Origin of the sequence: Shewanella sp. c952, assembly GCF_019654975.1 — a bacterium.
Classification (GTDB): Bacteria; Pseudomonadota; Gammaproteobacteria; order Enterobacterales; family Shewanellaceae; genus Shewanella.
Genome location: NZ_BPEW01000019.1, coordinates 66,524 through 87,614 on the forward strand (window position 1 = coordinate 66,524; position 21,091 = coordinate 87,614).

The following is a 21,091-nucleotide window of genomic DNA, read 5'->3' on the forward strand; positions in this document are numbered from 1 at the left end:
ATGCTTAAGGCGGGTATTTTTTAACTACTTACTAGACGACTGGTCTACTAAATTATATTCATTCGGTGCAAAGCATCGATAGATAGGAACCATTATGAACAGCTTTGATTATTACAATCCAACCCACATTAGCTTTGGTGAAGGAAAGATTGCGGAACTGGACAACCTAGTCGCAAAAGATGCAAAAGTATTAGTGTTATTTGGTGGTAGCAGCGCAGAGAAAACTGGCACGTTAGGCGAAGTAAAAGCCGCACTAGGCCAGCGTGAAATCGTTGAATTTGGCGGTATCGAAGCGAACCCGACCTACGAGACATTAATGCAAGCTGTTGAAATAGTTAAACAGCAGAACATCGACTTTCTACTCGCAGTGGGTGGTGGCTCAGTTATCGATGGTACTAAGTTTGTTGCGGCTGCAGCACTTTTTGAAGGTGAGCCATGGGATATTCTTTTAAGCTGGGGCGCAAAAGTCACTCAAGCAATGCCTTTCGGTACAGTACTGACACTGCCAGCAACAGGTTCTGAGATGAACAGCGCCAGCGTTGTAACTCGTAAAGAGTATCAAGCTAAGCTGTCATTCATGAGCGATCATGTCTATCCAAAATTCTCCGTTTTAGATCCGAGTAAAACCTTTACCCTGCCAGAGCGTCAAGTCGCCAACGGTGTGGTAGATGCATTTATTCATATCACTGAGCAGTACTTAACCTACCCTGTAAATGCTGCCGTGCAAGACCGCTTTGCAGAAGGTTTACTACAAACACTCATAGAGCTTGGCCCTAAAGCCTTGAGCGAACCAAAAGATTTTGATGTTAGAGCTAACCTAATGTGGGTAGCCACAATGGCACTTAGTGGTGTAATTGGCCGTGGTGTTCCCCATGACTGGGCAACCCATATGATTGGTCATGAACTCACAGCACTTTACGACATCGACCACGCCCGCACTATCGCTATCGTATTGCCAGGTATGCTTGATTGTCGCCGCGAAGGTAAGGCAGAGAAGCTACTGCAGTATGCCGATCGTGTCTGGGGACTCACTCAAGGTACTAACGACGAAATTATCGATGCAGCAATCGCTAAAACACGCGAATTTTTCGAAGCTATGGGTATCAATACTCGCCTGACCGACTATGGTTTAGATGCCAGCAGCATCGACAAAGTGATCGAACAACTAGAAGCTCACGGCATGACAGCTTTAGGCGAAAAGCAAGATGTTGATCTCGCCATGAGCCGCAAAATTTTAGAGCGCAACCTGTAAGCATAATAACTCGACTGCAATCAACTTATCGCATACCCCGCTGGTAAAGCGGGTTATGCCTACAACAATTAAGCACCAACAAGGATTATTAAATGAATGTATTAATGGTACTAACCTCACACGACAAACTAGGCGATACCGGATTAAAAACAGGTTTTTGGTTGGAAGAGTTTGCCAGCCCATACTATCGCTTTAAAGACAGCGGGTTTAACGTCACCCTAGCGTCACCAGCTGGCGGCCAGCCACCACTCGATCCAAGCAGTGAGCAACCAGACTTTCAAACGGCGGCGACAGATAGATTCAATAAGGACAGTGATGCGCAGCAACAACTTGCTAGCACCCAAGTGCTTGCACAAGTTAACGCTGATGATTATGACGCTGTTTTTTACCCAGGCGGTCACGGCCCACTTTGGGATCTAACCAATGATACGAATTCGATTGCACTGATAGAGAACTTTTATCAAGCAAGTAAACCTGTCGGCCTGGTATGTCATGCACCTGGGGCGCTTAAAAATGTCAAAGCTGCTGATGGCACACCATTAGTTGCCGGTAAAAAAGTAACGGGCTTTACTAATACTGAAGAGGCTGCTGTGCAGCTGACCGACATCGTACCTTACCTTGTTGAAGATATGATGCTAGCTCACGGTGCGCTTTACAGTAAGAGTGATGATTGGGCGAGCTATTTAGCCGTTGATGGCAACCTCATTACTGGTCAAAACCCAGCATCTTCTGAAGTTGTGGCCGATGAGATCATCAAGCAGCTTAAGTAATAGCCATCGCTAGTTATAAGCGGCGTACTTTTGGGTTCGCCGCTCAATATATTTTGTAAAGGACTGCCAATGATCACTCTGCATCATCTCAACAAATCACGCTCAAAGCGGATTATCTGGTTACTTGAAGAGCTGGGACTAGACTATCAAGTTAAAGCATATCAGCGAGATAGCCAAACCTTCTTAGCGCCACCAGAGCTTAAAGCGATCCACCCATTGGGTAAGTCTCCGGTAATTGAATATAAACAACAGGTTATTGCCGAGTCAGGTGCGATCACCGAGTATCTTATTGATACTCATGCAGCAGGTAAGCTCGCTCCAGAAAAAGGCAGTAGTGATTATGTCGAGTATCTGCAGTGGCTTCACTTCGCTGAAAGCTCAGCCATATTACCTTTACTACTGAGAATGTTTGTCGCTAAAGATGGCTGCCAAACCAATTTCTTAGAAGGTTACGCGGCCGTAGAAACTGAAAAAATTCTCAGCTATGTCAACCAAGCTTTAGCTGGAAAACGCTACTTAGTTGCAGATAAACTCACTGGGGCAGACATCATGATGTCGTTCATCGTAGAGCTGTTAGTTGCCAGTGGTGAAACGGAGAAATACCCTCATATCGCCACCTATGCCAAACAGTTAGCTCAACACGCTAACAGCATTAAGGCGGGTGAAATAGAATTAAAGTACGAGAATAGCTAATCTATACCCGTTCTACTTGAAGAAGTAAAAAGGCAGCTTATAGCTGCCTTTATTATTTTCGGATTTTACATTTCGCTGCAGTGTCAAAATAGCGAACGCTAGCTTCGCCATGATGCTCCCAAAACTCAAAGTTTTGCCCCTGATACTTGGCGCCACTCGCACTGATCACATTGCTGGCAATCAACTGATGATCATCAAAGCTAAAAACTGCAGTTACGGGTTCTAATTGAGTATAAAAAACGGCAGTGATCTGTGAGAACTCACCGCAATTAAACACCACACTGGCAGGGACTTCCAATAACCCTCCCTCAATCTGCAATTCAATGATGCGGCTTTGGTAGTTTTGCGCTGTGCATTGACGAACATCTGCTGACTTCCAGCAATCATTGCGCCCTTTTATCCAACCTCTTTGCATCGCCTTAGGTTGCTCTGCGGCTGGGATATTAGCCAAGGCTTGGTGGTAAACGCTTGCCAGCCGTCTATCTAACTTAGCCAGTCCTTCATCGTTGCAGATCAGTATTTCAACTTCACCATTTGCCTTGTTACAGTCAAAACTTGGCGACGCCGCTAATGATGGGAAACTGATAAAAAGAGTCAACATTAACCATAATCTTATTGTCATAAACCCCTCTTCGAAATTTATTCAGCTTAACTGCAATCGGTTAGATCTAATTCAACTATCGGTAAGCTGCCTAAACCAACAACATTGCCGCGATTAGGCGTAAAATAATACAGGTAACAAGCATCCTGATTAACGTTATTACCCTGCGGAAAAATAACAAAACCCCGGCCACGCTCTGCGCTATAACCACGACTATCAAACCAAGCACGATTTCTCTCACGCGCACACCAAGCAGTAGCAGAGTTATCTTCAGTACACTGGTTATTAGTCACAAATGTCACGCTATCAAAGTCAACAATCTGGTCGAAGGTATCTTCCCAGCGCCCATCAGGATATTGACCACGCACCTCTATCACTTGGCCATTTTCAAGCGTGAAACTTCGATTGTCAGCACTTAAATTTTCCGGCCTAAGCGCAATTTGGGCAGCCACTAGATCTCGCGCTGACTTTAGACTACCTTGCATGCCTTTTAATACCGATGTTTCTGCATCTGTTCTTAAATCGAGGAATTTCGGCGCTGCAATCACCGCCAAAATTCCCAGTACAATAATGACTACAACCAGCTCAATTAAGGTAAAGCCTAGATTGGATTTTTTCACACCCTATTCCCTATATCTACTATATCCATGTACGCTGTGCGCTTCTCTATTCAACAGTAGCACAAAAGTCGCCGTGGCTAATATTTAACATGAATATCTTAAGAGCCAGTATAAGTTAGCGGCAACAAAGTTCATGATTTATTGTTAAAAAAGCGTTAATCTGACTAAGCCAATGTTCATCAAGGAAACCACTATGCGCCTCAGTTTACTTATCTTAGCTCTACTCATTAGCCCGCTGGTCCATGCAACGGTATACAAGTGGGTAGATGAAGATGGCAAAGTTCATTTTTCTGACGAGCCTGTCAAAAATGCCGAAGTGGTAGAGTTTAATAAAAATACCGAAAACCAAGTAAAACTTCCCCAGCCTTATATCAAGGCAGAGTCCGCCCAACTGACGGCTGATCGCGTCAATTATAAAATGCGTATCACTTCGCCAAGCGAAGAGGAAACCATTAGAAGTAACGAAGGCGAGATCTCAATCGCGGTGCAGCTTGAGCCAGAACTCGCCTCCTCTCACCTACTTGTTCTGTTTATGGATGGCAAGCAGTATGGAGATGCGCAACAAAGAGGCTTGTTCCGAGTGACCAATATAGATCGTGGCGAGCATAGCTTTATTATCAAGGCACTAACACAAGACGGCAAACTACTTGCATCTACCCCACCAAGAAAAGTATTTCTTCATCGAACAATACAAAATAGAGCTAGATAGTGCTTACAATAAAGGCGATAAAATACATTAAAACCTTTAAATACAAAGTATTACTTTTTAATAATTAGCATTATTGCTTCGATGAAGTCTAGTTGCAGAGCGCACCACTTTGGTGCACCATAGTGGTGCAACCAAATTAAAGTCCCAAAATGGTGCAACTGAATAAGGCGGAGTCGTAGATGGATACAGGTTTATTGCTCAATCACTTAGTGACTGCGGTGCTGGTCATAAATGATGAACTCGAGCTGCTTTATACTAATGTCGCTACAGAGCAACTCTTAGGCGTGAGTAACAATAAGCTGCTTGAACTGAGCTTTCCTAACCACTATCAAACCTTAGCAGTCGACTTGCCACTGCTACAAGTCGCCATAAGAGACAATCAGGGGCTTACGGTTAACACGGTATCGCTCGTCACCCTTGATGGGCAGCAGCATACTGTTGATGTCACCTTAACCCCAATTGAACAAGAAAATAGCCAAGCGCTACTTGAGTTAAGACAGGTCGATCAGCAACGACGGATCCACCAACAACTCACTCAAGATGCCCAGCAACAAGCGGCACAATTTCTAGTGAGAAATCTCGCTCATGAGATCAAAAATCCATTAGGAGGGTTGCGCGGCGCGGCGCAGCTTTTATCGCGAGAGCTTAAGGAGCCTGAGCTCAATGAGTTTACCGACCTTATTATTGAGCAAGCAGATCGGCTACGAGGCTTGGTTGACCGGTTATTAGGGCCACAAAAACCAACCCAGCATAGCCTCTATAACATCCACGAAGTGGTACATAAGGTATTGCAGTTGGTCAATCTAACTCTGCCGCAAAATATTGACCTAACCCAAGATTATGATCCCTCGATCCCTGATATCGAAATGGATCCCGATCAGCTACAGCAAGCTCTGCTTAATATTGTGCAAAACGCGGTACAAGCACTCGACAAAGCAGGCGGGAATATCCGTATAAAAACCCGTACTCAGCATCAAGTCACTATTGGCACCCAGCGGCATAAATTGGTATTGATGTTATCCGTTATTGATAACGGCCCAGGCATTAATCCCGAGCTGATGGACACGTTATTTTACCCAATGGTAACCGGCCGCGAACAAGGCTCAGGCTTAGGCTTATCTATTGCCCATAACTTTGCCCGTCTCCACGGCGGCCGCATTGATTGTGACTCATCTATCGGTCGTACCGCTTTCACCATCACCTTACCCATCAATAGTTAATTGAGGAATATATAAACATGACAGAACAAGTGTGGGTCCTCGATGATGATAGCTCTATTCGCTGGGTACTTGAAAAATCGCTCAAAAGTGCCAATTTAAGCAGCGCCAGCTTCGCTGCTGCAGAGTCGCTATGGGACGCTTTAGAAATGGCGGAGCCCAAAGTCATCGTGTCTGATATTCGTATGCCAGGCACCGACGGGTTAACTTTACTGGAGCGCTTGCAAAGCCACTACCCGCATATTCCCGTTATTATTATGACGGCACACTCAGATCTTGATAGCGCTGTTAGCGCCTACCAAGCTGGCGCATTTGAATACCTGCCAAAACCATTTGATATCGATGAAGCCATTTCCTTGGTTGAGCGAGCGATAACACATGCTAACGAACAAAATAGCTGCAACACTGCAGCAGAGCCCGTTATTGCTACACCAGAAATCATTGGCGAAGCCCCGGCGATGCAAGAAGTCTTTAGAGCTATTGGCCGACTATCACGATCATCAATTAGCGTATTGATTAATGGCCAATCAGGAACGGGTAAAGAACTGGTAGCAAGCGCGTTGCACAAGCACAGCCCGAGAAAAGATAAATCTTTTATTGCCATCAACATGGCGGCTATTCCCAAAGACCTCATTGAGTCAGAGCTGTTTGGACATGAGAAAGGTGCCTTTACCGGCGCAGGTAGTGTGCGCCAAGGGCGATTTGAACAGGCTAATGGCGGTACGCTGTTTCTCGATGAAATAGGTGATATGCCACTCGATGTGCAAACACGTTTACTCAGGGTCTTAGCAGATGGGCAGTTTTACCGAGTGGGTGGCCACTCGCCAGTGCAAGTCGATGTGCGAATTATTGCTGCAACCCACCAAAATCTAGAGTTACTAGTGCAGCAAGGTGAATTTCGAGAAGATCTGTTCCACCGACTCAATGTAATTCGAGTGCATCTGCCACCTTTATCGCAACGACGAGAAGATATTGCTCAACTGGCTCGCCACTTTCTAGCCATTGCCGCAAAAGAGATCGATGTAGAACCGAAAACATTAACCAAGGAAACGGCCAATAAGCTAGCGACTTTGCCTTGGCCGGGTAACGTACGTCAACTGGAGAATACTTGTCGCTGGTTAACGGTAATGGCGTCAGGGCAAGAGATTTTACCGCAAGACTTACCGCCTGAATTACTACAAGATACCAATGTATCCACCGAGATAAATAGTCATGATAATGATTGGGAAACGGCACTTAAGCTGTGGATTGATCAACGCCTAGCAGATGGTGAAAGCGATCTGCTTACGGAAGTTCAACCAGCTTTTGAGCGTATCTTGTTGGAAACAGCACTAAAGCATACCAATGGCCATAAGCAGGAAGCTGCCAAGCGCTTAGGTTGGGGACGTAACACCTTAACTCGCAAGCTTAAAGAGCTCGCAATGGAATAGCTGAAGCCCCAGGCTCAAAACTAAAAAAGGATATCAAACGATATCCTTTTTTATTACTAGCAAGATACAGCATCAACTATGCTTAGAACTGGTAATGCATGCCTAGCGTGACGTTCGACAGATCCATATCAATATCTTGGGCACCAAAATCATCTGAATCAAGGTCTGCAGAGGTAAAGTCATAACCCAAACGGATATTTAGACTATCTGTGATTGCAGCATTAACACCCGCACCAACAGTTAACCCAAAACCTGAGTAATCAACGTCACGAATGAAGCTATCTGCAACAACAGCTACTGATGCCACACCGATTTTACCGTACAAAGAAAACGTATCGTTAAGCACAAGCGTAAACTTTGGCGCAACACTAAAAGATGCAGCATGTATGCTACCGAATTCATTATCAACAAAGTCGTTAGTGACGTAGATAGTACCTTCTAAACCAAACCATTCGTTAAAGTTGTATCCACCGTAAGCACCATAGCTTTGTCCAGACTCAGAATCGCCTTCAACATCTGCTGAAAAAGCACCAATTTGACCACCAACGTATGCGCCAACACGATCTGTCTCTGCAGAAGCAACTGTTGAAGTGGTTAAACCTAATACTGCTAGCGCTATAATTGATAATTTTTTCATGATTCATTCCCTACATCGTTTTTGATGCGAAGGAATTTACCATAGCGATGATACAAATTGCTACATACATATGTAAACAATTATTTTAATTACCTTTTTGCAACCATAGAAGCCATATGCACAACATTTATTCAACGAGGTAGAGCCTCATTCTTGTATCAAACTAGCCCGATTTCATACTGGATCTTGATGGATAATGACCTCTGCATCAGTAAACTCTTGGCGGATCCTGCTTGAGGTTTCAACCGCTATATTATGAGCCTGCTCAAGGCTCAGCGCACCATCCAACTCTAAATGGAATTGAATGAACATGGTTTTGCCTGACTCACGGGTACGAAGATCATGAATACCTCTAACTTGAGGATCGTTAATAGCGATATCAGTGATTTTAGTTCGCGTTTCATCGTCTAGCTCACGATCAAGCAGTGATTGCACCGACCGATAGGCAAGTCCTATTGCTTGCTGACCTATAAACAACGCAATCAAGACTGCAAATAAACCATCAGCCCACCACCAGCCGTATTGCGACAGCACTAAGGCAAGCAAAACCGCAGCATTTAAAAATAGGTCTGATTTATAGTGCAAAGCATCGGCTTCAACCACAGTGCTAGAGGTTGCCGCAAGTGCCCTTTTTTGTAGCATTACCAGTGCAAAGGTCATGATTATCGCAATAATAGAAACAATCACGCCTAAAGTGGCATGCTTAACTTCTACAGGATTAATTAGACGCTCTCCACCGTGGAAAAATAACAGAAAGGCAGAGCCTAGAATAAAGGCAGATTGTGCGAGAGCCGCTAATGGCTCTGCTTTACCATGACCATAACGATGATCTTGATCTGCTGGCACGATGGCATAACGAATCGCAATAAAGTTAACGATAGAAGCCAAAGCATCAGCAAAGGAATCAGTTAAAGAAGCCAGCATACTGGCTGAGCCAGAGTACATCCATGCAGCAAGCTTAATAACAATAAGGGTTAATGCTGTCGCAACCGCAGCGCGGCTAGCCAGTTTAACCCAAAAGTCATATTGGGAAGAGTCATTCATAAGATCTGTTTACTAATACAGTAAGGGAAACACAGAGCTTAAGTTTATAACAAACTTGGAAGAAAATCCGATGACTCCTCCCAAGTTAATACAATCAGCTTAATAGATAAAAGTAATCAACGAGTCAGTCAATTACTTAATCCACAATAGCGACTTGTTATCTTTTACCGTGCTTAGCAAAACGTTGCTTAAACTTCTCTTGCTGCTCAGGCGTCAACAACTGATAGGCTTGGTTTTGCAATTTCAACATATCTACGGCTTTTTGCTGACGTGCTTCTTGCTTAGCCGCTAATGCTTGTCTAACTTCATCTTCACTAAAGTTAGTGGCTGTAATAAAGTTCAACATCTGCTCTTTCTGTGCAGCCCTTTCCTCTTTTGATGGACGGCTTTGCTTCATCTCATCACGATGCGAAGTAAACAATGCCTTTAATTCGGTTTTTTGTTCATCCGTTAGATCTAAACCGCGGAACATTTTGCGCATGTCTTTATGACCGCCACGATCACCTTTCATTTGGTGATACCCTTGTTTACCATGACCGTCGTTAGAGTCTTTAGCATTATCAGCAGCATAAACACCCGCAGTTAATAATGTAGTGCTAGCCACTATGGCGAGCAAACTTGCTTTCAATGTATTGTTTTTCATAATGGTAGCCTCTTTAGGTTTTACTGAGCTTGGCATCGCTAAGCTGTAATTGACGCTTTCCAGTATAGAGATTGCAATGTAAGTGAGGGTTTAGCTTGCGTAAAACACTGTAAATCTCCTGCAACTAAACGTGTCAACTACCATCTTTACGTTCAATTACACTCCTAAACTGCAATTGACACCAAACAAGGTATACTCCAAATATTAAGTAAGCTAAAAAGGGTTAACATGAGCCGTATATTGTTGATAGATGATGACTTAGGTCTTTCAGAACTGCTGGCACAGCTATTAGAACTTGAAGGGTTTGAACTGACGTTAGCTCATGACGGACAGGCTGGACTCGATCTCGCTGTGGAGCAATCCTTTGACCTTATCTTGCTAGATGTCATGCTCCCAAAACTCAACGGCTTTGAAGTATTACGTGCACTACGCACTAAAAAGCAAACCCCGGTGCTGATGTTAACCGCACGTGGTGATGAGATAGACAGAGTTGTCGGCCTTGAAATTGGCGCTGATGACTATCTGCCAAAACCTTTTAATGACCGTGAACTTGTTGCTCGAATTCGCGCCATCATTCGCCGCACCAATGTGCAGCCTGATGATAAAACTCAAGCAGTACACACTTTTGGCGATCTCAACTTAGATCCAGCCCGCCAAGAAGTGCACTGCCAGGAACAACTTATTGTACTCACGGGTACTGAATTTAGTTTGTTATTTGAGCTAGTACAAAATGCTGGAGAGCTTGCATCTAAAGAGACACTCAGCGAAAAGGTGTTAGGTAAAAAACTGATGCCATTTGATCGCAGTTTAGACATGCACCTGTCTAACCTACGAAAGAAAATGCCCGAACGCATCGATGGTCGCCCAAGGGTAAAAACCATCCGCGGTAAAGGCTATATCTGGTTACCTTAGATGCCAATACGAAAAAGCCCCAATAATATTTTTGTAAAATTGCTGCTTGGCTTTTGGCTCTGCAGCTCACTCATCATTGCGCTAATCGGCCTGCTACCGCTGCTGCAACAAAATCATGACCAGTCAGCACTTCCACCTCATCTTGAAAGACTGCTATCAAAGTTTGCCCACAAGATAATGGAATCGCCACAGGTGCTACAGCCTGAGCGGATCAAACGTTTTAGTCGCTTTAAAGAAAGCAATGGCCGCCCGCTGAGGATCTACCTTGTCGATGAGAATGCCAATGTGCTCAATACCCATAAACCTTCACGAGCACTGCGCCGATTTATGTTATTGGCAGATGAAGCGGGTAAGCCAATAAAGCACCAGTTTAGAGATGAGTTATTATTTGGTCCTTATGAATTTCAAGTCGAGGGCAAGCAATATGCTCTATACGGCCGACTTCCAGAGCACCACCCCCGTCCGTGGTTCTTCTTCTTTATTGACAATAAATTACTGACATTAAGTATTGCGATTTTATTGTCTGGTTTGCTCTGTGGCTTATTTGCTTGGCACCTTGGTAAGCCACTTCGCTCACTCAAAACCAGTGCCGATGCACTCGCTAACGGCGATCTCAGTAGCCGTGTCGACACGGCCACCGCTAAGCGTAATGATGAAATTGGTCAACTGGCGCAAGCTTTTAATGGCATGGCCGATTCCGTTGAAGATATGGTCAACAGTCAGCAGCGACTCATCAGCGATATTTCTCATGAGCTGCGCACTCCTTTGACACGACTAAAACTATCCTTGGCATTGAGTCGTAAAAAAGGGCAAGACACACAGGAGACTGAACGAATAGAGTATGAAGCCGACCAATTAGAGAAGATGATTGCTGAACTATTAGAGCTTTCAAGGGTGAAGCTAAATGCCAATGAGTCGAAACATCAGCTAGAACTTGCCGAAGCGTTAAGTCAGGTGCTCGATGATGCTGACTTTGAAGCCCAACAACAGAACAAACTACTGCATATTGATATCGATGAATCGATACAGCTGCCCATTTACCCAAGGCCGCTCACTCGAGCCGTAGAGAACTTACTGCGCAATGCAATTCGTTATGCAACGTCGCAAGTTACTATTCAAACTTCAATTTCAGCTCAACAGCTTAAACTTGAAATTATTGATGATGGCCCTGGGATCCCGGATGCAGCCGATTTAGAAGCTATTTTCAAGCCATTTTATCGACCACAATCAGCCCGTGACAGAGAGTCCGGCGGTTGGGGATTAGGCTTAGCGATTGCAGAAGCGGCAATTAGTGCTCATCAAGGCCAGATAAAGGCCGAAAATTGTCAGCCCAATGGTTTGAAAGTCACAATTACCCTACCGCGCTAACTTAGCAATATAGAGGAAAATGCCGCAATATCAAGCAGCGTTAGCAGTACCTTCAAGCTCTGCTAGCCAGTCGATATAGTAATTTAACGTCGGTAGGCGCTGATTTGACTGCCCAAGTAGCTGCGCCAACGCATAGCTAAATTGATAATAGAGGTGGTGATCGTTGTATTGCTTATCCGCGTCATTACAATTTATCTGGGCACCGCGCAAGTAATTAGCCACCAACTCAGCTCTGTTAAAGCCTTCCACGACTCCCATAGACTCAACGAGATGACGATTCCATTCAATGTATTCAGCATAAACCTGCTCGAAGGCATAACGATTATCATCTGTCGCTTGCGCGAGTAATTCAGAGTTAGGCATCACTCGAGCAATGATAAAACGATCATGCAAAAGATCGTCACGGATTGACCAACAGTGATGCATTAGAAAGCATTTGAGATAATTAGGATAAAGTTCGCTATCAATCACCGCCCTTTCTAAGCGATGCTTGAAATGAGCAGTTGCAACAGCAACCACTAGATCCGCTTCGCTGGGGAAATGGTTGTAAATAGTTCCCTTAGAGATCTGGCTAGCTTCAACCAAATGAGAACGGCGCAAATCAAAACTTTTATGACCGCGTAAACATCGCTCCGCCACCTCAGCTAAATAGCTTTCTCGCTGCTGCCAATTACTCATGTCGACCTCTTCACAATTCTAACAATAAACTTAAATAAACTTCACATTCATACATTAGCAGCCTAGGAGCTATAGGGTTATTGAGTAATACTGATAGCATCATGAATAAACTCAATAGCCCATGCTTAAAATTGAACTATTAGAAAGCTTTATTGCGGTAGTTGAATGTGGAAACTTATCCAAAGCTGCGGATAAACTATGCCGAACACAATCAACTATTAGCTTACAAATCAAAAAGCTAGAGGAGAGTGTCGGCCAACCTTTATTGTTAAGAGACAATAAAGGAGTCAGCTTAACTGAGTCAGGAAAGACGCTGCTTAACTATGCATACAAGATGATGCAGCTTAGTTCTCAAGCACTTGACGAGCTTAAAGAATGTCAAAACCGTGAAGTCATACGACTCGGAGTACCGACAGATTACATCAATCGATATCTAGGTAGCTGCTTACTTGAGTTTATTCGCGAATTTACCTGTATTGAGTTAGTCATTGATACCGATGTAAGCGGCAACCTTTATAAACGCTTACATAACGGCGAATTCGATGTCATTGTGGCCACTCATTGGCAAGCGCCTGCGGCAGGTCTTGGCGAATTGCTGTTTGAACGCCGATTCCATTGGGTAGCCGCTAAAGGTGGCAGCGCCTATAAACGTGAGACAGTCCCTGTAGCGCTATATCCTGAAAACTGTCCGATACGAGCGCAAGTATTTGCCAACCACCAAATATCGATGCGACCAATGAGCGTACTGCTATCGACACCCTCACCAGCGGCAATGTGCTTAGCGGTAGAAAATGACATAGTCATTTCACCCATTGCAGAGTTTCGTATTAACGACAAGATGCAGATCCTCGATCCGGTAGAGCATAACATTCCACCGTTACCAGTATTCAATGAATCGCTGTACCTCAATCCAGAAACTCAAACAGATGCGACTCATCAACTGATTAACCTCATTAAAGCCAACGTGACTGAATTAGGTGAAGCATCACCTGCTAAAGAAGCTGATTCAGATTACCAATAAAGTTTTTTAAACATAAAAATACCAACGATAACGTTGGCATTTTTGTTTAATACCAATAGGCATTAAAGGCTTACCTAGAAGTAGTAAGCAAAGTTAATGTTGAAGCGATGATCCCAATCATCATTAGCTTGGGTCAATCCAAGACTGTTGCCACCAAGCCAAAGCACATTTTTTGCTGCGTAATAATCAACGTAAACAAATACTGGTCCATAGCTTAGTGAAACACCTGTGGTATTCAGTATCGAGTCATCATATTCATCAAAATCTGGCTGAACCATGCTGAAATCATTGTAGATAGTATAACTACCCCAAGAAGTCGCAATGTTCTTTGATAGGTTAGCCGTGTAGATATTACCTTTACTGGCTACTTCAAAGAAACTATCTAACATACCCATACCAATCTTATTTGGATCAATACGACCATCATCATATTGGTCATAGTCATAAGCTAGGTATTGTGCCTGAAAGCCCCAACCATCGTAGTTCATATCTAGATGCACGGCGTAATTGAGTGTGTCACCATTTTCGCCAAATTCGGTATTGTATAGCTGACCATACTCAACCGATGCACCAATAACCGTGGTTAAATCTCCACTGTTTAAGGTGAAACTCTGACGACCTGCGATGGTGTTAGTTTCTTCGTTATTGTAGTCAATATCACCGATGGTGCCTTTAGCCACCGTACCGGCAAAATCTCGGTGATCACTGCTACCGTATACCGCATTTTTAATAAATGCGAGTTCAGTTAATGAACTACCTTTTTGATATTTAGCAGCAACACCAACACCGTAGTCATCTTCAAAGCCTAGGTAGTAGTTTAAGCTATACCACCAGTTATGAGATGCATAACCTTTATTGCCAAAAGGTTTATTGATAACACCACCACTAACGGTAAGATCTTCATTAACATCCCAGTAGGCATAACCATATTTTAAAAAGTCATAGCCTTGGTAAAAACGATATTCAGCAGCAACACCAATATCGTTCCATTTATCGGCAAAAGTGATTGAAACCAAGTTAAAATCGAAGTCGCCTGCTTTATCTTTTGAAGAATCAGAATAATCGCTATAACTGTAGTTAGCTCTAACAGAACCTCCAATTTTTAAATCATCTGCAACTGCTGGAGCAACAAGCATTGGAAATAACACACTTGCAACCGCTAAGCTTATAATTTTATTTTTCATCATTACCTCTAATCGAATCCTTTCCATCGCAATATGTTATTTTTATATTCGTAAAAACATAAAAAATTGTGCGAAGGATATATGTAGATATTTCTTATAATTTAATTAAAACAATATTCCTTGGCGTTAGTGGCAAGGGGAGCTCTTGCCACTAATACCTAAAATATATTTACCACTTCAACTTAGTTAAATCGCACTGAATGACTTCACCACGTTTAGCGGGAGTACCAGGATTTGCAGCGGATTCACAAAGTAGAGTCGTTCCATAGTCATTACGCTTGTCATGAGCATTACTTCGAGCCCATACAGACACAATTGCGCGCTCTTCAGGCTTGGCTTCACAGCTGCCGTCGATGTCAAAAGCGTGAATAGTATTTTGATGGAAGTACATGAGTGGATCTTGCTCTGCACTTGCTGATAACCACATCGTTTGCGAATTATGTTGACCTTCATCGAACTGTACGCGACGCATACTATCGTCTTCTTTAACCGTCTTAACTAATGGTGAGTCTTCGCGCACAGCCATTGTTTTAAACTGATTAGTACATGCTGGAACACGCATGTTGTAGTACATTTCAGAGATAGCGTGGTTATGGAACGGATAAAGAGTATCAACTGACTGCACTGTCATACCCACTTCAGCACCGACCTTTTCACCATTGATTTCGTCAATACGTAATAAACCCCAGTGACCAAAAATTTCCGCATAGGCGTAACCGCCACGAATGTTATTAAAGTTCTTGTCATTACGCTTACTTTCTTCAGCATACATAGGGAACCAACCCGCTGCTGCCCATAGGTTTGGCAATGCTTTAGCACTAATGTCATAAGGGAATACGGCAGGCATTTTAACTTCATCACCTGTCACCATTTTGTAGAAGTTTTTGGTGAATTGCTCACCATACTTTTTAACGTTTTTGTCGGTGACTTTCTTATCAAAAAACTCTTTAAATGTCGTACGCTTAAAATGCTGCGCAACCGGTGAATTTTTAGTTAACTCTCCGCCTGGATTGTAGATCCAACTAACGTCTTCTCTGGCACCAAAACATTTTTTAGCTTCATCTTTATTATTCAATACTTGATAGATATTCTTCACCATGAGCTTCATATCACGTCTATCCATAACGCACATGCTCTGGCCACCTTCAGTTGAATCAACCAAGGCAGTGTCTGAATTTAAACAACCGCTTGATTGGTCATTAGTCAACGCGACAGCGTAGGCCTCTAAATAACTTAGCGTTTCATTCCATAAAGTATCAATGTACTTTTGATCTTTAGCTGAATAACTTGCTTGTTCCCCCAAACAAACAAATTCAGCAGACTTCATTTCTTTGGCATCTAGAAAGTCAGGAATATCTGCAGCAATAGCGCCATTAGATAATAATAGAGCTCCTAATAATACTTTAATCTTCATACATCACACCTGTTTATTTATAATTATTTACATCAGGAATAATACATGTGGAACTGATTCCAAAAATTGGTAACAACCCAACTTTAAATAAAAAACAAAAAAACAAAAAACCATATAAAAGAGTTAACAATATTAATAACGAATTATAAAGCTACAACTAAAAAAGAGAAAAGAAAAAGAAAAAGAAAAATATAAAAACAAAAAAGACCTCTAATAGAGGCCGAATAAAATTCTTTGCAGGGAATTTTTAAATTTAAATAAAAATGGCTATAACTAATAACGGTTATAGCCACTACCTAATTTTTTAGGACAATTGAGATGGAACTTAACTCAAAGTAAAGCTAATTATTACTCTTTAAACTTATCAAACTTGAATGTATGACAGTTACTACAAAGTGGTTGCTTTGAAGTATGCTCACCATGACATTCTTGACAAGGTAACTCTTTGCCATAGTGAAGATTATTATGTGGATTTTGCCACTTATCTTCTTCACTACGTGCAGTTTGCTCAGCTAAGTCATCAACATCATGACACTGCAAACAGGCTTGGTCTGATGGGAACTGCTTGATGCCATTGTCATGACATGTCTTACAGTCTTTACCAATCACTTCCTTATGGTGGTCACGTATTTCAACAGCTTGTACCGATAAGCTTAATAGGCAACCTAAGGTTAGTGCCAACATCGCTTTTAATTTAATCATCACTCATTCCTCTTATTATCTGGCAGAATTAGGCTTTCATGACACTGCGAGCAGCTGTCATACCCATCACCATGCATTCAGGAATTGAGCAACTACCTAAGCGACTCACACCGTGAATACCACCACACACTTCACCAGCAGCATACAAACCTGGAATTGACTGACCAGTAAAGCTATCTTTCACTGCTGCGTCTGTATTGATCTGTACACCACCTTGGCAGTAGTGAACTTTTGGCCACAAACGAACCACGGTAAATGGAGCTTGAATATACTTGTCTTTGGCTTTTGTCATATTCTTGCCAAACTGCTTATCTTCACCTGATTTAACGTACTCATTGTATTCAGCAATTTGTGTTTTAAGCGGTTTAAGTGGCACATCAAAATGCTTAGCCAACTCTTCAACCGTATCGAATTTCCAACCTACGTTGTACTTGATCACTTTCTTGGTATTTGGATGCTTTTTAGAATCCTTGTAGCTAGTGATCAAAATCGGAGGCAGTGCTTCACCTTTCTCATCACGACATGCTAGTTCTGCATCTGCACGAGTCTTACGGTCAGCAATTTCATTCATAAAACGCTTACCTGTTAGACGGTTAACAGCCATTGAATGAGGGAAATTGTAGATTGAGTAGTTAGATACGTAGCCGAAGCCACCTTCATCTGGTGATGCCCAAGGGCCAGATTGGATATGAGCTAAATGTACTGGGATAGCACCTAGACGGAACATCTCGTACATACCTTCACCGGTAGCGCCTGGAGCATTGGTACAACCCACTTCTGAAGTAAGTGTTGGATCTTGCGCCATACGTAGATCGACGTTTTGCGCAAAACCACCAGTCGCCATAATCACGCCACGTATTGCACGAATATTACTGACTTTACCCGGTTGGTCTTCACCAAAGTGATAATTCTCACGCATTTTAACGCCGACTATTTCGCCCTTTTCACCCACTAAGAAACCTTCAAACTTAGCGCGGTTATGAGTATGAACGCCTAGTTTACGACATTCATTTAGCAATGGTTGAGTAATACCAGCACCACAACTAACGGTAGTCTGATAAGTACGAGCGACCGAGTGACCACCAAGCTGTTGTAGGTACGGATGGTATTCAGAACCTGCATCTAATGTCATTTGCAATGCTTCAACGGCATGCTCTGCAACGTGACGTAGTAGCGCTTCATCGGCGATACCACGGCCAGATTTAAGCTGATCATTAACCATACGATCAACTGAATCTTTAACACCTTCCAGCTTCTGCATAGGTGTACCTGGCGCAGCGAATAAACCGCCGTTAATCGCAGAGTTACCACCGAAGTAGGACATCTTTTCGAAAATATGAACGTCTTTTGCGCCTTTACGTGTAGCTTCAATAGCTGCCGCAAGTCCCGCAAAACCCGAACCAATAATTAGGACTTCAACTTCTTTGTCCCACTTAACGCCATCCGCTTTTTCAGAAATAGCCATTGCTGGTGCAGCCATTGCGACACCCGCAGCAGCTCCCATTCCTTTAATGAAATTACGGCGTCCCAGCAGATTGTTATTGCTCATCTGTCATCACCTTTTAGTTTTAATCGACAGGAACATAATAGGACTGGAACCAGTTCCAAAACGGGAGTAAAACGGCGGAACATTTAAAACAATAAAATAACATCTGAGAATTCAAAGCTAGGTCTAATGTTTAAGGTTTTTACTACTTTAGGAGTATTTTGGAATCTATTCCAAACAATGCGCCATCGCAATAAATTGCCTGCAACTACCATTGCAACGCTAATTTAGTGATTATACTCACCTCTTGTTTCTCGGTAGAAACACTAACAGCAAACAAAAGTATTGGAATAAGCTAATGGAGTTCCAATAGTTAATGGTTCGTAAAGAAATAGAGATGGTAAAATTGTGTATGCAAGCAGTAGTTCCGAGAAATATACTTTCATGCCATCATTAGGCTTGCCAAACTAACAGCTGCTTCGAAAACAAAATAATCTAAGGAATCGCTAGGAATTATGGAATTAGAAGAGATCTACCGCCAAGATCTGAGCCTACTCATAGCGCTGCAAATTTTGGTAGAGGAACGTAGCGTCACTCAAGCAGCTAAAAGATTGCACCTTAGTCAATCCGCCACCAGTCGCATTCTGGCTAGGCTGCGAGAGATGCTCAACGACCCACTGTTTTCTCGGGTAGGACAGCAGCTAGTACCAACACAGTTTGCACTCGACTGTTACCAACAGCTACAGCAACCAACTGGGCAACTCATTAATTTATTAACGCCGAAAGCATTCGTGCCACATGAGTGTAAGCAGCAGTTTTCTATCGCGGTAACCGATTATGCGATGCAGGCATTAGTGCCCTTCATTCTACCCAATATTTATCAGCAGGCTCCCAATATAAGACTGGAGATATTACCGGTACAACACACTGAATTACAGGCACAACTCAGTGTCAAAGGTGCAGATATGGCGATATGCCGTGCTATAGGGCAAACCGGCAATTTACAACATACATTTTTAGGTAAAGTGGGGGTTAGTTGCTTACTTTCACCTAACCATCCACTGGCAAGTAGTGATATAAGCTTAGAAGATTACCTCAACTACCCTCATGCAACGATAGCCATCAGTGATGGAGTAAAAGCGCTACTCGATGATGCGATTAGCCACTACCCTGCGCGCACGGAGTTACTTAGAACGCCTCATATTGATACCGCACTCGCCCTGCAATCGATTCATCCTATTATCATTACTCTGCCAGAGGGAATGGCGGAAATAGTCGCTCAACGTCATAGGCTTAAAGTCAAACCGCTACCCTTTAAATTACCCAGCTTAGATTACAATCTTTTTTGGCATTCTCGCTGTGAGCAAGACAAAGCACAAAAGTGGTTACGTGAAGAGATAAGCGCAGCCACACAAAAATTGTTAGCCCAAAGCCCACAGAATTTATAGTGAAGATAAATCCGCTGGAATGAAGCCACAAAAAAGCCCAGCGATAAGCTGGGCTATTGTTTATATCGTTAACTTAAAGTTTAACGAGTACGCGCCCTGTAACTTGGCCTTTAATAATACGCTGTGCAAACTCAGGCACTTGCTCAAGTGCAATAGCCTCACAAGCTGTTTCAAAATAGCTTGCAGGTAATAATCTAAGCACATCTTGCCACGCTGTTTGACGCTTTTCAAATGGGCATGATACCGAGTCAACGCCCAATAGACTGACCCCACGTAAGATAAATGGCATTACGGTAGTCGGTAAAGCAAAGCCGCCCGCTAATCCACAAATTGCTGCTGCGCCGCCGTACTGCATCTGTGCCAATGCAGTTGCTAATACCTTATTACCTACGGTATCGATTACCCCAGCCCAACGCTGCTTTTCCAATGGCCTAGCATCAACTTCAAGCTCACTACGCTCTATAACTTCACTAGCACCTAGCTTGGTCAATAGCGGTCCGTTCTGTTCAACACGACCAGAGCTTGCCACCACGCGATAACCTAACTGCGCTAGCAAGGTTACCGCAACACTGCCAACACCACCGCTGGCGCCCGTCACCAGGATATCGCCATCGCTAGGCTTAATCCCTGCTTGCTGTAATGCCTGAACACATAACATGGCAGTCAAACCTGCGGTGCCAATTTGCATCGCTTTAGCTGCGTCGCAATTTTCAGGCATTGGTACTAACCAGTCTGCTTTAACTCGCGCTTTTTCAGCTAAGCCACCCCAGTGATTTTCACCGACACCCCAGCCTGTTAAAATAACTTTGTCACCCGATTTATAACGCTCATCGCTTGATTCGAGTACTGTTCCAGCAAAATCGATACCTGGCACCATAGGAAAATTACGGATAATCCGTCCTACCCCGGTAACGGCCAAGCCATCTTTGTAATTCAAAGATGAACATGCAACTTCAACTAATACATCGCCTTCAGGCAGTTCAGCCTCAGACATTTGACGAACGTTAGCATAAGTAAGCTTTTCTTCTTGGGTCAATACAAGCGCGTTAAACATGACGAGTTCCTATTTAAACTGATAGAGAGAGCATAGGCTATAAACAATTATGACTGAAGTGCATATTTTGCATAGAAGCAATGCACTACACGCATAAATTGCGATAAATTAGTCTACCGAGCCTTAATATAGCTAATTCCACTCGTAACAAACTACCCGACTTTATTCCTATACCTTGACGATTGCTTTGAGGCTACACTGAGTTGTC

Annotated in this window: 21 protein-coding genes; 10 read left to right on the top strand and 11 right to left on the bottom strand. The window is 43.2% G+C overall.

What is annotated here, in order from left to right:
- Nucleotides 1-94: 94 nt before the first annotated feature.
- From K5R16_RS13550 to K5R16_RS13560, 3 genes are all read left to right on the top strand, one after another.
- The gene (locus K5R16_RS13550) at nt 95-1,252 is read left to right on the top strand and encodes an iron-containing alcohol dehydrogenase (protein ID WP_220738094.1); all 1,158 of its coding nucleotides are present in this window, start codon (nt 95-97) and stop codon (nt 1,250-1,252) included.
- A gap of 92 nt (nt 1,253-1,344) precedes the next feature.
- Nucleotides 1,345-2,022, top strand: a complete 678-nt coding sequence (locus K5R16_RS13555) for a type 1 glutamine amidotransferase domain-containing protein (protein ID WP_220738095.1) — start codon at nt 1,345-1,347, stop codon at nt 2,020-2,022.
- Nucleotides 2,023-2,091: 69 nt separating this feature from the next.
- A complete protein-coding gene (locus K5R16_RS13560) occupies nt 2,092-2,715 on the top strand; it encodes a glutathione S-transferase family protein (protein ID WP_220738096.1) in 624 nt (207 codons plus the stop codon).
- A 52-nt stretch (nt 2,716-2,767) separates the two neighbouring features.
- On the opposite strand, the gene K5R16_RS13565 is transcribed toward K5R16_RS13560, so the two are convergent.
- Together K5R16_RS13565 and K5R16_RS22620 are read right to left on the bottom strand one after the other, a co-directional pair.
- A complete protein-coding gene (locus tag K5R16_RS13565; protein ID WP_220738097.1) occupies nt 2,768-3,337 on the bottom strand; it encodes an MliC family protein in 570 nt (189 codons plus the stop codon).
- Between the two features lie 26 nt (nt 3,338-3,363).
- Nucleotides 3,364-3,936, bottom strand: a complete 573-nt coding sequence (locus K5R16_RS22620) for a type II secretion system protein (protein WP_220738098.1) — start codon at nt 3,934-3,936, stop codon at nt 3,364-3,366.
- Between the two features lie 193 nt (nt 3,937-4,129).
- On the opposite strand from K5R16_RS22620, the gene K5R16_RS13575 reads away from it, so the two are divergent.
- The 3 genes from K5R16_RS13575 to glnG all read left to right on the top strand — a co-directional run bounded on the left by K5R16_RS13575 (nt 4,130) and on the right by glnG (nt 7,292).
- Nucleotides 4,130-4,645 carry a DUF4124 domain-containing protein gene (locus tag K5R16_RS13575; RefSeq protein WP_220738099.1) on the top strand — a complete coding sequence of 172 codons (516 nt, stop codon included), beginning with the start codon at nt 4,130-4,132 and terminating at the stop codon, nt 4,643-4,645.
- A 179-nt stretch (nt 4,646-4,824) separates the two neighbouring features.
- Nucleotides 4,825-5,865 carry a nitrogen regulation protein NR(II) gene (gene glnL / locus K5R16_RS13580; RefSeq protein ID WP_220738100.1) on the top strand — a complete coding sequence of 347 codons (1,041 nt, stop codon included), beginning with the start codon at nt 4,825-4,827 and terminating at the stop codon, nt 5,863-5,865.
- 11 nt (nt 5,866-5,876) lie between these two features.
- Nucleotides 5,877-7,292 carry a nitrogen regulation protein NR(I) gene (gene glnG, locus K5R16_RS13585; protein WP_220738119.1) on the top strand — a complete coding sequence of 472 codons (1,416 nt, stop codon included), beginning with the start codon at nt 5,877-5,879 and terminating at the stop codon, nt 7,290-7,292.
- Between the two features lie 82 nt (nt 7,293-7,374).
- Here glnG and K5R16_RS13590 read toward each other — a convergent pair whose 3' ends face one another.
- The 3 genes from K5R16_RS13590 to K5R16_RS13600 form a co-directional block, all read right to left on the bottom strand.
- Nucleotides 7,375-7,929: a porin family protein gene (locus K5R16_RS13590; protein ID WP_220738101.1), complete on the bottom strand. Its 555-nt coding sequence runs from the start codon at nt 7,927-7,929 to the stop codon at nt 7,375-7,377.
- Nucleotides 7,930-8,103: 174 nt separating this feature from the next.
- On the bottom strand, nt 8,104-8,973 hold the full coding sequence (locus K5R16_RS13595) for a cation diffusion facilitator family transporter (RefSeq protein WP_220738102.1): 870 nt from the start codon (nt 8,971-8,973) through the stop codon (nt 8,104-8,106).
- Between the two features lie 157 nt (nt 8,974-9,130).
- Nucleotides 9,131-9,616: a Spy/CpxP family protein refolding chaperone gene (locus K5R16_RS13600; RefSeq protein ID WP_259649878.1), complete on the bottom strand. Its 486-nt coding sequence runs from the start codon at nt 9,614-9,616 to the stop codon at nt 9,131-9,133.
- A 228-nt stretch (nt 9,617-9,844) separates the two neighbouring features.
- Between K5R16_RS13600 and K5R16_RS13605 the strand changes: the two genes are divergently transcribed.
- Nucleotides 9,845-10,528 carry a response regulator gene (locus K5R16_RS13605; protein WP_220738103.1) on the top strand — a complete coding sequence of 228 codons (684 nt, stop codon included), beginning with the start codon at nt 9,845-9,847 and terminating at the stop codon, nt 10,526-10,528.
- On the top strand, nt 10,529-11,896 hold the full coding sequence (locus K5R16_RS13610) for an ATP-binding protein (protein WP_220738104.1): 1,368 nt from the start codon (nt 10,529-10,531) through the stop codon (nt 11,894-11,896).
- Nucleotides 11,897-11,926: 30 nt separating this feature from the next.
- Here the strand turns inward: K5R16_RS13610 and K5R16_RS13615 are convergent, their stop codons facing one another.
- Nucleotides 11,927-12,574 (bottom strand): TetR/AcrR family transcriptional regulator, encoded by a 648-nt coding sequence (locus K5R16_RS13615; RefSeq protein ID WP_220738105.1) that lies wholly within the window; start codon nt 12,572-12,574, stop codon nt 11,927-11,929.
- 121 nt (nt 12,575-12,695) lie between these two features.
- Here K5R16_RS13615 and K5R16_RS13620 point away from each other — a divergent pair, with 121 nt between their 5' ends.
- Nucleotides 12,696-13,595: a LysR family transcriptional regulator gene (locus K5R16_RS13620; protein ID WP_220738106.1), complete on the top strand. Its 900-nt coding sequence runs from the start codon at nt 12,696-12,698 to the stop codon at nt 13,593-13,595.
- A 74-nt stretch (nt 13,596-13,669) separates the two neighbouring features.
- Here K5R16_RS13620 and K5R16_RS13625 read toward each other — a convergent pair whose 3' ends face one another.
- From K5R16_RS13625 to K5R16_RS13640, 4 genes are all read right to left on the bottom strand, one after another.
- Nucleotides 13,670-14,779: a hypothetical protein gene (locus K5R16_RS13625; RefSeq protein ID WP_220738107.1), complete on the bottom strand. Its 1,110-nt coding sequence runs from the start codon at nt 14,777-14,779 to the stop codon at nt 13,670-13,672.
- 169 nt (nt 14,780-14,948) lie between these two features.
- Nucleotides 14,949-16,193 (bottom strand): hypothetical protein, encoded by a 1,245-nt coding sequence (locus K5R16_RS13630; protein ID WP_220738108.1) that lies wholly within the window; start codon nt 16,191-16,193, stop codon nt 14,949-14,951.
- A 348-nt stretch (nt 16,194-16,541) separates the two neighbouring features.
- Nucleotides 16,542-16,895 carry a cytochrome c3 family protein gene (locus tag K5R16_RS13635; protein ID WP_220738109.1) on the bottom strand — a complete coding sequence of 118 codons (354 nt, stop codon included), beginning with the start codon at nt 16,893-16,895 and terminating at the stop codon, nt 16,542-16,544.
- A 28-nt stretch (nt 16,896-16,923) separates the two neighbouring features.
- Nucleotides 16,924-18,444, bottom strand: coding sequence for a flavocytochrome c (locus K5R16_RS13640; protein ID WP_220738110.1), 1,521 nt, complete (start codon nt 18,442-18,444; stop codon nt 16,924-16,926).
- 452 nt (nt 18,445-18,896) lie between these two features.
- Between K5R16_RS13640 and K5R16_RS13645 the strand changes: the two genes are divergently transcribed.
- Complete coding sequence (locus tag K5R16_RS13645; protein WP_220738111.1) at nt 18,897-19,829, top strand: LysR family transcriptional regulator; 933 nt, start codon at nt 18,897-18,899, stop codon at nt 19,827-19,829.
- A gap of 73 nt (nt 19,830-19,902) precedes the next feature.
- Here the strand turns inward: K5R16_RS13645 and K5R16_RS13650 are convergent, their stop codons facing one another.
- Nucleotides 19,903-20,883 carry an MDR family oxidoreductase gene (locus tag K5R16_RS13650; RefSeq protein WP_220738112.1) on the bottom strand — a complete coding sequence of 327 codons (981 nt, stop codon included), beginning with the start codon at nt 20,881-20,883 and terminating at the stop codon, nt 19,903-19,905.
- Nucleotides 20,884-21,091 lie beyond the last annotated feature (208 nt).

Bases quoted from the DNA above. Each gene is read 5' to 3' on its own strand.
- K5R16_RS13550 (WP_220738094.1), top strand. From the start codon at position 95: ATGAACAGCTTTGATTATTACAATCCAACCCACATTAGCTTTGGTGAA.
- K5R16_RS13555 (WP_220738095.1), top strand. From the start codon at position 1,345: ATGAATGTATTAATGGTACTAACCTCACACGACAAACTAGGCGATACC.
- K5R16_RS13560 (WP_220738096.1), top strand. From the start codon at position 2,092: ATGATCACTCTGCATCATCTCAACAAATCACGCTCAAAGCGGATTATC.
- K5R16_RS13565 (WP_220738097.1), bottom strand. From the start codon at position 3,337: ATGACAATAAGATTATGGTTAATGTTGACTCTTTTTATCAGTTTCCCA.
- K5R16_RS13575 (WP_220738099.1), top strand. From the start codon at position 4,130: ATGCGCCTCAGTTTACTTATCTTAGCTCTACTCATTAGCCCGCTGGTC.
- glnL (WP_220738100.1), top strand. From the start codon at position 4,825: ATGGATACAGGTTTATTGCTCAATCACTTAGTGACTGCGGTGCTGGTC.
- K5R16_RS13590 (WP_220738101.1), bottom strand. From the start codon at position 7,929: ATGAAAAAATTATCAATTATAGCGCTAGCAGTATTAGGTTTAACCACT.
- K5R16_RS13595 (WP_220738102.1), bottom strand. From the start codon at position 8,973: ATGAATGACTCTTCCCAATATGACTTTTGGGTTAAACTGGCTAGCCGC.
- K5R16_RS13600 (WP_259649878.1), bottom strand. From the start codon at position 9,616: ATGAAAAACAATACATTGAAAGCAAGTTTGCTCGCCATAGTGGCTAGC.
- K5R16_RS13605 (WP_220738103.1), top strand. From the start codon at position 9,845: ATGAGCCGTATATTGTTGATAGATGATGACTTAGGTCTTTCAGAACTG.
- K5R16_RS13610 (WP_220738104.1), top strand. From the start codon at position 10,529: ATGCCAATACGAAAAAGCCCCAATAATATTTTTGTAAAATTGCTGCTT.
- K5R16_RS13615 (WP_220738105.1), bottom strand. From the start codon at position 12,574: ATGAGTAATTGGCAGCAGCGAGAAAGCTATTTAGCTGAGGTGGCGGAG.
- K5R16_RS13620 (WP_220738106.1), top strand. From the start codon at position 12,696: ATGCTTAAAATTGAACTATTAGAAAGCTTTATTGCGGTAGTTGAATGT.
- K5R16_RS13625 (WP_220738107.1), bottom strand. From the start codon at position 14,779: ATGAAAAATAAAATTATAAGCTTAGCGGTTGCAAGTGTGTTATTTCCA.
- K5R16_RS13630 (WP_220738108.1), bottom strand. From the start codon at position 16,193: ATGAAGATTAAAGTATTATTAGGAGCTCTATTATTATCTAATGGCGCT.
- K5R16_RS13635 (WP_220738109.1), bottom strand. From the start codon at position 16,895: ATGATTAAATTAAAAGCGATGTTGGCACTAACCTTAGGTTGCCTATTA.
- K5R16_RS13640 (WP_220738110.1), bottom strand. From the start codon at position 18,444: ATGAGCAATAACAATCTGCTGGGACGCCGTAATTTCATTAAAGGAATG.
- K5R16_RS13645 (WP_220738111.1), top strand. From the start codon at position 18,897: ATGGAATTAGAAGAGATCTACCGCCAAGATCTGAGCCTACTCATAGCG.
- K5R16_RS13650 (WP_220738112.1), bottom strand. From the start codon at position 20,883: ATGTTTAACGCGCTTGTATTGACCCAAGAAGAAAAGCTTACTTATGCT.